Genomic DNA, 12,691 nt, shown 5'->3' with positions numbered 1-12,691 from the left:
TCAGCGCATGGCTATCGATCCCACCCGTTTCTGTATCAACCGCAAAATTGCGCCCCGGCTCTCGCTGGAGGCCTTCTTTCAGCTGGTTCAGCGTCTGGGGCTGAGCAAGGTCGAACTGCGTAATGACATGCCGGGCGGCAGCGTCACCGATGATCTCAGTACCGTTCAGCTGCGTGCCCTTGCCGATAAGTATCACATCGATATCGTCACGATTAATGCGCTCTATCCGTTTAACCGGATTGATGACGCGCTGCTGACGCGGGCCGAGTCGCTGTTACAGACAGCACAACAGATTGGCGCAAAGGCACTGGTGATGTGTCCACTGAATGAGGGAATTACCGTGTCGCCTCAGCAGACGCAGGCGGCGATGCAGAAGCTGGCGCCGCGCTTTGCCCATTACGGTATTCAGGGTCTGGTCGAGCCGCTGGGGTTTCCGGTCAGCTCACTGCGTTCGATCGTGCAGGCGCAGGAATTGATCGCAGAGGCAGGCGTGCCCTTTAAGCTGCTGCTGGATACCTTTCATCATCATCTCTATGAGCAGGCTGAACAGGAATTTCCGACAGGTATCGATATTGACCAGATTGGGCTGGTGCATCTTTCGGGCGTGGAAGATCGGCGTCCGACTGCCGAACTGACCGACGACGAACGGATCATGCTGAGTGACAACGATGTGCTGAAGAGCGTGGTGCAGGTTAAACGGCTGGAAATGCTCGGCTACAAAGGCGTCTACGCCTTTGAGCCGTTCTCCGGTCAGCTCAACAGCTGGACCCCGGCGGAGATTGAATGCCAGATCCGCCACAGTATTGAACTGCTGCAGGCCTGAAGCCTGTTTCAGCCATAATTTATACGTTTATCTGTGTCTGAAAAGACGTTATGGCCCACTGCTGGGCCATTTTTTTTATCCTGAACTCTCGTCCGTTACTGACGCTGAAGCGTGACGCCGCTGCAGACGCAGCGTGCAGAAAAACGCGACGCAGACCAGCAATCCCGTGAGCAGATAGACGCGTGAAACATCCGCATAATTCATGATGAACCCGGCCAGTGGCCCGGTTATTCCCAGCGACAGATCCATAAAAGCGGTGTAGGTCGCCAGGGCGCTGCCCTGATTCTGCTGCGGCACTACTTTTACCGCCACCACACCCAGCGCCGGGAACACCAGTGAGAATCCGGCGCCGGTCAGAAACGCGCCCGCTTTTGCCATCCAGGGATCACCCGCTGCAGCGACCAGAAAGAGTCCGGCAGCCTCAACCGCCAGACAGACGCTGGCGACCCGCAGGCCACCATGGCGGTTAATTGCATTCGGAAACAGCAGGCGCGCCCCGACGAAAGCAGCGCTGAACAGGGAGAGCGCAAAGGCGGCCCCTTCCCAGCCTTTATCCTGATAGAACAGCGTGATAAAGGTGGCAATCACGCCGAAACCTGCCGATCCCATCGCCAGAATTGCGCCAAAGCCAGCGATTTTCCCCAGCACCGCCCGAAACGGCAGCGGTCTGGCGCGGCTGGCTTTTACCGCCGGACGCGGGACCGCGCAGACGATGCCGACCACGCAGATGGCCACAATCACCAGTGACAGCCACAGCAGCCCACCTGCCCGGAAGATCACCACGCCCAGCGGCGCGCCTATCGCCATCGCACCGTAGGTGACGATGCCGTTCCAGGAAATCACGCGGCCAATGTGCAGTGACCCCACCCGCGCCACCCCCCACAACGAGGTGCCGGTGCCAGTAAAGCTCTGGCCCACACCCAGAATCAACCGGCCCACGCAGAGCAGTATCAGGCTCCACACCGGTGATGCGATCAGCGCCGCCAGCAGAATACACAATCCGCTAATCAGACAGCCCACCAGACCGGTCACCACCACTTTCTTTGGTCCCCAGAGATCGGCATAGCGCCCGGCGTGTGGCCGGCTCAGCAGTGTTGCCACATATTGCAGGCTGATCACCACGCCCGCCCAGAATGCGCTGAAGCCCAGCTGGTCATGCACCCAGCCAGGCAGGACCGCCAGCGGCAGACCAATAGTGAGATAGCTGGCAAAGTTGTAGGCGACGATAGAGAGGATCAGCAGCGAGATATTCAGGCTTCCGGATGGAGCATTCTGTTCCGCTGCAGGCTGTTCAGGCATAGGTTCTCGCGCGTAGTTGGCTGAATGATAAGGTTTATCCTTTAACTATACCCGCTTTCGTCACTGGCGCATCCCAATGGCTCGGTTATCGGGCAGCAGAACGCGGCGTAAAAACAGGAACAGCAGGGCGTCGCGGCCCTGGCGTCATAGCTGAGTGCGATGGCGCTGATTACCTCGCTATTATGCCGCCGCGCTTTACCGTTTCTCTGATAAATCAGATTGTTAATTTTCTTTCAGCTACACTTCCAACAGCCAGATTACGTCACGGGAGAGGCAATGAGCGAGCTGCAACGGGAAAAGATTGGACAAAATATTCTGATAAAACTGGCAATGCTGGTCATCATTCTTGCCGGGGTTCGGGCCGCGTCCGATATTCTGGTCCCGCTTCTGCTGGCGGCGTTCTTTGCCATTGTGCTGAATCCGTTGGTGACAATGCTGATGCGTCGTGGCTTCCGCCGTGGACTGGCGATTGGGCTGGTCATTACTGTGATCTTCTGCGGTATTCTGCTGCTGGGTGCCATCATCGCCAGCTCGATGAGCGAGTTTTCTGATCTCTACCCGCAACTGCGCGCCACCATGGAGCAGAAAATGACGGTGTTGCAACATCTGGCGGCGGGTTTTCATCTCAATATTTCTACCGATGCGCTGGTACAGCGCTTTGACCCGAATACCATGATGAACCTGGCGAGCGTGGCGCTCAGCGGCTTTTCCGGCGCGATGACCAATACCGTGCTGCTGGTGCTTACCGTGGTCTTTATGCTGTTTGAGGTTCATCACCTGCCTTACAAAATGCGTAACGCACTGGTAAATCCCAAAATTCGCATCGCCGGGCTGCATAAGGCGCTGAAAGGTGTAACGCACTATCTGGCGCTAAAAACCCTGGTGAGTCTCATCACCGGCATCGCCGTCTGGCTGAGTCTCTATCTGCTGGATGTAAAGTTCGCGCTGCTGTGGGGCGTCGTGGCATTTATCCTCAACTATATTCCTAATATCGGCCCGATTATTGCCGGCATTCCGCCCTTTCTGCAGGCGCTGTTACTGAACAGCCTGTTTGATGCCGCGATGGTGGCAGCGCTGTTTACCGCGATTCATATGGTATTTGGTAACATGCTGGAACCGCGTCTGATGGGTCGCGGCCTGGGTTTATCAACGCTGGTGGTATTTCTGTCACTGGTCTTCTGGGGCTGGCTGCTCGGACCGGTCGGCATGCTGCTCTCGGTGCCGCTGACCAGCATTACCAAAATCCTGATGGAGACCACGCCGGGCGGCAGCCGTCTGGCGATTATGCTGGGCACCGGACGACCTAAACGCGTTCGGGGATTAACCAAGTAGCCGCTGCTGGACGTGCTGCAGATGGCTCTCCATCGCCTGGCGGGCTACTGCTTCGTCGCCTGCCACAATCGCGTCGGCGATCTGCTGATGGTCAGCGTTCATCGCCTGCGCAAAGCTGTTATCGGCATAATGGCGTTCCAGCCGCTGCACGTGTGGGCTGTGACGCCGGTTCCAGAGCTGCTCCAGCAGGTCGCGTAACACGTCATTGCCACTCATCTCGCCGATCAGCAGATGAAAGCGTTTATCCTGCTCCAGAAACGCCGCGTCGTTTTCATTGTACTGCTGCAGTTCAGCGGTCAGCGCCAGCAGCGCCTCACGCTGCACGGCGGTTCCGTTACGGGCGGCAAATCCTGCCAGCATGCCTTCAAAGGCTTCACGCGCCTGCAAAAGGTCCTGCAGGCTGCAGGTTTCACTCTCCTGCGGGATTGCGGCCTGTGGCAGTGGCTGAGCGACGTAAACACCGTTGCCGGTACGGATATCGACCCAGCCGGTCATCTCCAGCGCAATCAATGCTTCACGCACTGACGAACGGCTGACACCCAGCTGTTTTGCCAGCTCGCGCTCGGGCGGTAACAGGCCGCCCGCCACAAAATCACCGCGCGCGATACCGGCCATAATGGCGTTGGCGATCTGACGGTACAGGCGCTCCGTTTTAATGACTGGCAGGTTCATTACCTTCTCCTTTTATTCCGCATAAACCGCTCACTTGCCGGATGCAGTTTGTCATGCTGCGATCCGGATCACGGCCCTGTTTTGCCCTCTATCATACTCTTGGCCCAGCGGCCTGACCACTGGGCCGCATCACAGTTGAGGAGTAAAAATGGAACATACATGGCGATGGTACGGTCCGAACGACCCGGTCTCCCTGGATGATGCCCGTCAGGCGGGCGCAACCGGTATTGTGACGGCGCTGCACCATATCCCTAACGGCGAAGTGTGGCCGGTTGAGGAGATTAAAGCGCGTCAGGCGCTGCTGGCGGAAAAAGGTCTGGTCTGGTCGGTAGTGGAGAGCATTCCGGTTCATGAGGCGATCAAAACCCAGCGCGGTGACTACCTTCGCTATATCGCCAGCTATCAGCAGTCGATACGCAATCTGGCCGCCTGCGGCATTGATACCGTCTGCTACAACTTTATGCCGGTGCTGGACTGGACGCGCACCGATCTCGCCTGGACGCTGCCGGATGGCGCAAAAGCGCTACGCTTCGACGCCGACGCTTTCGCCGCCTTCGAACTTTATCTGCTGCAGCGTCCGGGTGCGGAGCAGGATTACAGCGCGGCTGAACAGCAGGCCGCCGCTCAGCGCTTTGCCGCCATGAGCGCTGAAGAGAAAAGCACGCTGGTGCGCAATATTATCGCCGGTCTGCCTGGGGCCGAAGAGGGTTACACGCTGGAGCAGTTCCAGGCACAGCTGGCGCAGTATGACGGCATCGACAAAGCAACACTGCGCGAGCATATGGCGACTTTCCTGCGCGCCATTGTGCCGGTTGCCGAAGAGGTGGGTATTAAACTGGCAGTACATCCGGACGATCCACCGCGCCCGATTCTGGGCCTGCCGCGCATTATCTCTACCCAGGAAGATATGCAGTGGCTGAAGGACACCGTGGACAGTCTGCACAACGGTTTCTGTTTCTGTACGGGTTCCTATGGCGTGCGTGCCGACAATGCGCTGCTTGAGATGGCGGAAACCTATGCCGACCGCATTAACTTTGTCCACCTGCGCGCCACAAAACGCGAGGATAACCCCAACAGCTTCCATGAAGCCGCGCACCTGGCGGGCGACGTCGATATGGTCGGTGTCATCAGGGTCATTCTGGCGGAAGAGCAGCGGCGTCGCCAGGCAGGCAATCAGCGAGCGATTCCGATGCGTCCCGATCACGGCCATCAGATGCTGGATGACCTGCATAAGCATACCAATCCCGGCTATTCTGCCATTGGCCGGCTGAAAGGACTGGCTGAACTGCGCGGCGTCGAAGTGGCGCTGAAACAGATCTATTTTGCTGATTGAGAAACACGTTTACCCTGCGCCCGCTCTCAGGCGGGCCAGGGTCTCCCCGGGCTACCGCAAGTGATTCGCCCTTTTGCCGCGCCTGTCGTCCCTGCTCATCTGATTTTTTTGCTGAATACCAATAAAGGCAAAACAACCTGTCATTAAATGCAAAGTCTGGTCGATAATTGACCTGAGTCAGTTCAGTTGATGGCAAAAACGCTAATCTGCACCGCCCGGAGAAATGCTATGCTGCGCCACTGATTAGCCCCTCCGTATAATACCAATAATATCCAGAGGATTTAGCGGTGCCGCTACTAAAACGAAAACGCGACTACGCCAGGCTGGTGATTATTATCTCCGGTGTGCTGCCTCTGATTATTGGCATTTTTTTCACCGCCCTTGATGCGCGCCATACCGTTCGGCAGCAGCAGGTGAGCGCGGCAAACACCCTATTATCTCAGGCCGAGAGAATGAGCGACAGCGCGTGGGATATGATTACTGAGCTGCGCCAGTTTCAGCATCAGTCATGCCGCCAGATTGAAAACCAGTTGCAGCGCATCGGTTCGCTGAATCCCTATTTTCGCGCCGTCGGTAAGATGGAAGAAAACAGAATTGCCTGCTCTTCAGCCTATGGTACAAAACCGGGTTCTCTGAGCGATATGATCATGCGTGACGCGCCGGTCACCGGAAAAGCCTGGTGGAGCCTGTCGATTGCAGGAACCACAGGTGTGCCGGATCGTCCCGCAGTGATTTTTATGCGCGATCTGCCCGATGGTGAGGGATTCTGGGCAGTGATTGATGGCCAGTATCTCATCGATTTTATGCGCGCTATCAGCAGCACCCATCTCTATCATTTCAGCATGGAGTTTAACGACGGCGCGCCGATCTCGTTTGGCGATCCGCAAATCGCCCTGTCCGGCTGGTTTGAACCGCTGATTTATCAGGCCGGCTCCAGTCGATATCCGCTCTCTGTCACCCTTATTGCCTCACCCTCTGAGCTGATCTCGGCATGGCGTCAGGTGATGTTGATCATCATGCCGATGGCGATAATTTTCTCTATTCTGCTGATGATGCTGATGGCGAACTGGCTGCAACGGCGTATTTCCTGGCGCGATGAGATTCGACGGGCCATCGCCAGCGGCCAGTTCAGGGCGCACTATCAGCCCGTCTATGACAACCGACAGCAGCGCTGCAGCGGCGCAGAGGCACTGCTGCGCTGGACAACACCGGACGGTAACGGGATCCGGCCCGATATTTTTATCGGTGCCGCTGAAGCGGAAGGCATGATTGTGCCGCTGACCCGTCATCTGCTCGATTTAATTGCAGCGGATGTGCAGGCGTGGCAGGTTGAGCCAGGCTTCCATCTGGCTATCAATGTAGCGGCCGATCATCTGCAGCATCCGGATTTTGTCGACGATATGCTGCACTTCGCCGGGCGGGTAAAAGAGAAGCAGTTCCTGATTACCCTGGAGCTGACCGAACGCAGCCTGATCAAAGACGGCGTTGAGGTAGCACGCAAACTGGAGCAGCTGCGCGGTTGCGGAATGAAAGTCGCGATTGATGATTTTGGTACCGGTCACTGTTCGCTGAGTTATTTACAGACCTTTACGATGGATTATCTGAAGATCGATCGCGGCTTTATCAACGCGATTGAATCCCTGGAGGGCAGAACCCCGGTACTGGATGCAATCATTCAGCTCAGTCATGAGCTTGAGCTGGAAGTCCTGGGGGAAGGCGTCGAAAACGCATTGCAGTTCAGCTATCTGCATCGGCGCGGCGTAGTCTTTATCCAGGGCTATTATTATGCCCGCCCGATGGACAACGCGGCGCTGATCGCCTGGCTCGCCAGGCAGGGCGAACAGCCGGTTAAAGCGGATCATGCCTCTGAGACTCATCAGACAGTCAGCCTCTGAACCGCCTCTGAACTTAACAGGCTCGCCGCGCAATATCGGCGTCTAAGCGTCTTTGTTAAGCCGCCTGGCTTACTGCCATCCGGCTCTGTATAGCGAATAACCACCTGCGGCGTCGGTATCGCCGCGCATCACCCTCAATTTGCTGAAAAAAACGGCGGTTGTCACGCAGCGTGATAATTTTTTTTCGCAGCTAATCAGCCGCATCAGTGGTAAAAATAGCCTGTATGTAGCCCAAACATGACAGATATCACACAAAAACGGTATACTCTGTCGCTGTTCGCAATAATCACAACAGTAATTATTGTGTCAGTGAGCGCGTAAACCGCGCTTATTTGAAGCTATGCTTAAATTTCTCAACGCAGCGGTCTGATGACTCACCGCGGCTCGCGCCGTTGAGGACTTTCGTGTTCCATTACAGGGTAATTCTATGAAATTGCGTAGGAAGCGTGTAAAACCAATTGGGATCGATGATGTGACTATCATCGATGATGCCCGTTTACGTAAAGCCATCACCGCGGCCTCTCTGGGGAACGCGATGGAGTGGTTCGACTTCGGTGTTTATGGCTTTGTGGCCTATGCACTGGGTAAAGTCTTCTTCCCGGATGCATCACCAGGCGTGCAGATGATCGCCGCGCTGGGTACCTTCTCTGTCCCCTTCCTGATCCGTCCGCTAGGTGGTCTGTTCTTCGGTATGCTGGGCGACAAATATGGTCGTCAGAAAATTCTCTCTATCACCATCATCATCATGTCGGTCAGTACGTTCTGTATCGGCCTGATACCCTCCTATGCCTCCATCGGCATCTGGGCACCGATTCTGCTGCTGTTAGCCAAGATGGCACAGGGCTTCTCGGTAGGCGGTGAATATACCGGTGCGTCTATCTTTGTGGCCGAATATTCGCCTGACCGTAAACGCGGCTTTATGGGAAGCTGGCTCGACTTCGGTTCGATTGCGGGCTTTGTGCTCGGCGCGGGCCTGGTCGTGCTGATTTCCTCTATTATCGGGGAAGAGCGCTTCCTTGAGTGGGGCTGGCGTCTGCCGTTCTTCGTCGCGCTGCCGCTGGGCATCATCGGTCTTTACCTGCGCCATGCGCTGGAAGAGACCCCGGCATTCCAGCAGCATGTGGACAAACTGGAACAGGGCGACCGTGAAGGCCTGCAGGATGGTCCGCAGGTTTCATTTAAAGAGATTGCGACCAAACACTGGCGCAGCCTGCTCTCCTGTATCGGTCTGGTTATCGCCACGAACGTCACCTACTACATGTTGCTGACGTACATGCCGAGCTACCTGTCGCACAACCTGCATTACAGCGAAGATCACGGCGTGATGATTATCATCGCCATCATGATTGGTATGCTGTTTGTTCAGCCGATGATCGGCATGATGAGTGACCGTTTCGGCCGCCGTCCGTTTATCATCATCGGCAGTATCGCCCTGCTGGTCTTCGCGATTCCCGCCTTCATGATGATCAACAGTGGCGTGCTGGGCCTGATTTTTGGTGGTCTGCTGCTGATGGCGGTGATCCTCAACGCCTTTACCGGTGTTATGGCCTCGTCACTGCCTGCGATGTTCCCGACGCACATCCGCTACAGTGCGCTGGCGAGTGCGTTTAACATCTCGGTACTGGTTGCCGGTCTGACGCCAACGCTGGCGGCCTGGCTGGTAGAAACCACCAACAACCTCTACATGCCAGCCTACTATCTGATGGTGGTCGCGGTGATTGGTCTGATTACCGGTCTGTTCATGAAAGAGACGGCGAACAAGCCACTGAAAGGTGCCACGCCAGCCGCCTCAGACATGGAAGAAGCGCGCGAAATCCTGCAGGAGCATCACGATAACATCGAGCACAAAATCGAAGATATCGACGAAGAGATTGCCCGCCTGGAAGCGAAACGTAAAAACCTGGTGCAGCAGCATCCGGATATCAACGAGTAATCGTTCTGCTCTCCCGCCGCCCGGCGGGAGAGTTCTTTTCCCCTCTTATTACCGCACACAAACCTTCATGCCTCGCAGACAAAGAGAGTAAACTGTAGCCACTTTTTTCACCTGCTTAAGAATGAAAATGTCTGATTATTCCCTTATCCAGCGCCCAAGACGATTGCGCGCCAGCGCTTCAATGCGTGAAATGTTCCAGGAGTCTTCTCTGAGCCTGAACGATCTGGCTCTGCCTATCTTTGTTGAAGAAGAAGTCGACGATTACAAAGCGATTCAGGCGATGCCTGGCGTGATGCGTATTCCGGAAAAACGTCTCGCCTATGAGATTGAGCGCATCGCCAAAGCGGGCATTCGCTCGGTGATGACCTTTGGTATTTCGCACCATACCGACGCGACCGGCAGCGATGCCTGGAACGAAAACGGTCTGGTGGCACGCATGTCCCGCATCTGCAAAGACACCGTGCCGGAAATGATTGTGATGTCTGACACCTGCTTCTGCGAATACACCAGCCACGGTCACTGTGGCGTGCTCTGCGATCATGGTGTCGATAACGATGCAACCCTGGCAAATCTGGGTAAACAGGCGGTGGTTGCCGCCGCAGCCGGTGCGGATTTCATTGCGCCGTCAGCGGCGATGGATGGTCAGGTTGAGGCGATTCGCCGGGCACTGGACGCGGCGGGCTTTACCCAGACCGCCATCATGTCCTACTCCACCAAATTCGCTTCATCGTTTTACGGCCCGTTCCGTGAAGCCGCCGGAACGGCGCTGAAAGGCGACCGTAAAACCTACCAGATGAACCCGATGAACCGTCGTGAAGCGATCCGTGAATCGTTGCTTGATGCGGCTCAGGGCGCGGATTCATTGATGGTGAAGCCGGCAGGTGCCTATCTGGATATCCTGCGCGACATTCGTGAACGTACCGAACTGCCGCTGGCGGCGTATCAGGTGAGTGGCGAATACGCGATGATCAAATTTGCCGCGCAGGCCGGTGCTATTGATGAGCGCAATGTGGTGCTGGAAAGCCTCGGTGCGATTAAACGCGCCGGTGCGGACCTGATTTTCAGCTATTTCGCCCTTGATCTCGCAGAACAAAAAGTGCTCTGATCCCCTCCTCATAAAGAGCGTGGTTGCTATGCCACGCTCTTCTTCTTCGCCGTAAGGCAAACACCAGAACCTGGCTTCAGCTAAAACAATAAAGGTCTCTGAGATGAAAGCACCTGAAATCCCTGCCGACGAGGCACAACGTTTATCGCAGTTGCGTGCGCTGAACATAATGAACACGCCAGCGGAGGAGCGGTTTGATCGTTTAACCCGCCTGGCGCGCCGCCTGTATGACGTTCCTATCGCGTTAGTCAGCCTGCTGGAAGCTGACCATCAGTGGTTTAAATCCGCTCAGGGCTATGAACCTAAAGGATCGCCCCGCAACATCTCATTTTGCGGCCACGCCATTCTTCAGGATGAGATCATGATCGTTGAAGATGCGCAAAAAGATGCGCGTTTTTATGATAATCCGCTGGTAACCGGTGAGCCGCACATTCGCTTTTATGCCGGCTGTCCCCTGCGTGCGCCGGGCGGTGCCAAAATGGGCACGCTCTGTATTATTGGCCGTGAACCGCGCCAGTTTAATGAAGAGGATCAGGCCACGATGCGTGACCTGGCCGCGATGGCTGAAGCGGAACTGGTCGCCTTTCAGACCGCCACCTGTGATGAGCTGACCCAGATTACCAATCGCCGTGGCTTTATGACGCTGGGGCAGATGGTGCTGAATGAGTGCCGGATGAAAAACCGGCCCGCCTGCCTGACCTTTCTCGATCTCGACAAATTTAAGCAGATTAACGACTCGCTGGGCCACCGTGAAGGCGACCGCGCGCTGATGGACTTTGCCGATGCGATGAAGGTGGTGTTTAAGCACTCCGATCTGTTTGCCCGTCTGGGCGGCGATGAGTTCGTGGTGCTGTTCAACGGCCTGCAGCAGCAGCAGAGCGAAGCATTGCTCGCGCAGTTTGACCGTTATCTGCAACAGCAGTCAGTCAGTCTGAATCGTCGTTATCGTCTGCAATTCTCGTCTGGCGTGGTGGAGTTTGACGCGGCGCATCCACAGTCGCTGGAGCAGTTGCTGCACGACAGCGATGAGCAGATGTACCTCAGGAAGAAGCAGAAACGCGTAGCGGTTTGAGATCAGGTGCCGCAGCACCTGACCCTTCAGGGCCGGCCCAGATCGTTGAGCAGCGCCTGGTTAAACTTTGCCGGTTCTTCCATTTGCGGCGCGTGTCCCATACCGGGAAATTCAATTAAGCGCGCGCCCGGAATACGTTCTGCGGTCTCTTTCCCCAGCACCGCATAATTCCCCAGCCGGGCTTTCACGTCTGCAGAAGCGATATCACTGCCGATGGCTGTGGTGTCTGAGGTGCCGATCATCAGCGTGGTGGGCACGTTCAGAGCGCCAAATTCATACAATACCGGCTGCGTGAAAATCATGTCGTAGATAAGCGCGGAGTTCCACGCCACTTTCTGATGTCCCGGCCCGCTGTTGAGCCCGGCCAGCATATCGACCCACTTGTCATAGTCAGGTTTCCAGCGCCCGACATAGTAGGTCTGCTGCTCATACTTCTTAATGCCCTCCGCGCTGAGTTTCAGTTCGCGCTGATACCACTGATCCACCGAACGCCACGGTGCGCCTTTGGCTTTCCAGTCCTCCAGCCCAATCGGGTTGACCAGCACCAGCTTCTGCGTCTGTTCCGGGTACATCAGCGCATAACGCGTTGCCAGCATTCCGCCCGTGGAGTGACCGATAATCACTGCCTTCTCTACACCCAGCCGGGCGAGCAGCTGATGGGTGTTATCTGCCAGCTGCTGAAAGCTGTACTGGTAACTGGCTGGCTTGGTCGAGCTGCAGAAGCCAATCTGGTCGGGCGCGATAACGCGATATCCCTGCTGAGTCAGCGCGCGAATGGTCTCTTCCCACGTTGCGCCACAGAAGTTTTTACCGTGCATCAGCACCACGGTTTCGCCGTTGGCACGCTGCGCCGGTTTCACATCCATATAGCCCATACTCAGCGGTTGCTGCTGGGACTGAAAATCGAAATGCTGCAGAGGATAGGGGTAATGAAATCCTTCCAACTGTTCGCCATACACACCAGCGGCACTGGCAGGTGCATGCGCAAATAAAGCCAGCGAGGTGAGCAAAGCGGCAAGCGGTTTTTTCAACACGTATGTCGGGCTCATCCAGGGTTCTCCAGGTTAAAGGTAAGTCGTAAGCCTGGCATGTCGCGGCAGAAAATCTATTGATGGTCCGTGCTATGACGTTGATGTCATCGACGCTGGCTGCGTTAGCTGCGAGGCCGAAAGCCAAATCATATGCTCGCGTTTATTGTTATTCGCCCAGGATCGAGTATCCCTCGCC

10 protein-coding genes are annotated in these 12,691 nt (G+C 56.1%); 7 read left to right on the top strand and 3 right to left on the bottom strand.

Translation table 11 applies throughout. The features are described from left to right. Positions 1-7: 7 nt before the first annotated feature. Complete coding sequence (locus K6R05_RS01435) at positions 8-823, top strand: TIM barrel protein (RefSeq protein ID WP_222924883.1); 816 nt, start codon at positions 8-10, stop codon at positions 821-823. Between the two features lie 75 nt (positions 824-898). Here the strand turns inward: K6R05_RS01435 and K6R05_RS01430 are convergent, their stop codons facing one another. After that, positions 899-2,122, bottom strand: coding sequence for an MFS transporter (locus tag K6R05_RS01430; protein ID WP_222924882.1), 1,224 nt, complete (start codon positions 2,120-2,122; stop codon positions 899-901). 276 nt (positions 2,123-2,398) lie between these two features. Here K6R05_RS01430 and K6R05_RS01425 point away from each other — a divergent pair, with 276 nt between their 5' ends. Beyond that, on the top strand, positions 2,399-3,454 hold the full coding sequence (locus K6R05_RS01425) for an AI-2E family transporter (RefSeq protein WP_161734145.1): 1,056 nt from the start codon (positions 2,399-2,401) through the stop codon (positions 3,452-3,454). On the opposite strand, the gene K6R05_RS01420 is transcribed toward K6R05_RS01425, so the two are convergent. Beyond that, on the bottom strand, positions 3,443-4,126 hold the full coding sequence (locus K6R05_RS01420; protein ID WP_222924881.1) for a FadR/GntR family transcriptional regulator: 684 nt from the start codon (positions 4,124-4,126) through the stop codon (positions 3,443-3,445). The two genes, K6R05_RS01425 and K6R05_RS01420, sit on opposite strands and share 12 nt — an antisense overlap. 148 nt (positions 4,127-4,274) lie before the next feature. Here K6R05_RS01420 and uxuA point away from each other — a divergent pair, with 148 nt between their 5' ends. The 5 genes from uxuA to K6R05_RS01395 all read left to right on the top strand — a co-directional run bounded on the left by uxuA (position 4,275) and on the right by K6R05_RS01395 (position 11,464). Further along, complete coding sequence (gene uxuA, locus K6R05_RS01415) at positions 4,275-5,459, top strand: mannonate dehydratase (protein ID WP_161734141.1); 1,185 nt, start codon at positions 4,275-4,277, stop codon at positions 5,457-5,459. A gap of 287 nt (positions 5,460-5,746) precedes the next feature. Further along, on the top strand, positions 5,747-7,354 hold the full coding sequence (locus K6R05_RS01410; protein WP_222924880.1) for an EAL domain-containing protein: 1,608 nt from the start codon (positions 5,747-5,749) through the stop codon (positions 7,352-7,354). A 427-nt stretch (positions 7,355-7,781) separates the two neighbouring features. Next, a complete protein-coding gene (gene proP / locus K6R05_RS01405; protein WP_161734137.1) occupies positions 7,782-9,287 on the top strand; it encodes a glycine betaine/L-proline transporter ProP in 1,506 nt (501 codons plus the stop codon). Between the two features lie 127 nt (positions 9,288-9,414). Next, positions 9,415-10,392, top strand: a complete 978-nt coding sequence (gene hemB, locus K6R05_RS01400; protein ID WP_033734324.1) for a porphobilinogen synthase — start codon at positions 9,415-9,417, stop codon at positions 10,390-10,392. 103 nt (positions 10,393-10,495) lie between these two features. Further along, positions 10,496-11,464, top strand: a complete 969-nt coding sequence (locus K6R05_RS01395; RefSeq protein WP_222924879.1) for a sensor domain-containing diguanylate cyclase — start codon at positions 10,496-10,498, stop codon at positions 11,462-11,464. Positions 11,465-11,490: 26 nt separating this feature from the next. On the opposite strand, the gene K6R05_RS01390 is transcribed toward K6R05_RS01395, so the two are convergent. Further along, positions 11,491-12,513, bottom strand: a complete 1,023-nt coding sequence (locus K6R05_RS01390) for an alpha/beta fold hydrolase (protein ID WP_222924878.1) — start codon at positions 12,511-12,513, stop codon at positions 11,491-11,493. Positions 12,514-12,691: the final 178 nt, after the last annotated feature.

Source organism: Pantoea alfalfae (assembly GCF_019880205.1).
Classification (GTDB): domain Bacteria; phylum Pseudomonadota; class Gammaproteobacteria; order Enterobacterales; family Enterobacteriaceae; genus Pantoea; species Pantoea alfalfae.
Note: the sequence above shows the minus strand (reverse complement) of the source record. Positions and strands in the feature narration are given on the sequence as shown.

Excerpts from the sequence above, each read along its gene's own strand:
- K6R05_RS01435 (WP_222924883.1), top strand. The coding sequence starts at position 8 with ATGGCTATCGATCCCACCCGTTTCTGTATCAACCGCAAAATTGCGCCC.
- K6R05_RS01430 (WP_222924882.1), bottom strand. The coding sequence starts at position 2,122 with ATGCCTGAACAGCCTGCAGCGGAACAGAATGCTCCATCCGGAAGCCTG.
- K6R05_RS01425 (WP_161734145.1), top strand. The coding sequence starts at position 2,399 with ATGAGCGAGCTGCAACGGGAAAAGATTGGACAAAATATTCTGATAAAA.
- K6R05_RS01420 (WP_222924881.1), bottom strand. The coding sequence starts at position 4,126 with ATGAACCTGCCAGTCATTAAAACGGAGCGCCTGTACCGTCAGATCGCC.
- uxuA (WP_161734141.1), top strand. The coding sequence starts at position 4,275 with ATGGAACATACATGGCGATGGTACGGTCCGAACGACCCGGTCTCCCTG.
- proP (WP_161734137.1), top strand. The coding sequence starts at position 7,782 with ATGAAATTGCGTAGGAAGCGTGTAAAACCAATTGGGATCGATGATGTG.
- hemB (WP_033734324.1), top strand. The coding sequence starts at position 9,415 with ATGTCTGATTATTCCCTTATCCAGCGCCCAAGACGATTGCGCGCCAGC.
- K6R05_RS01395 (WP_222924879.1), top strand. The coding sequence starts at position 10,496 with ATGAAAGCACCTGAAATCCCTGCCGACGAGGCACAACGTTTATCGCAG.
- K6R05_RS01390 (WP_222924878.1), bottom strand. The coding sequence starts at position 12,513 with ATGAGCCCGACATACGTGTTGAAAAAACCGCTTGCCGCTTTGCTCACC.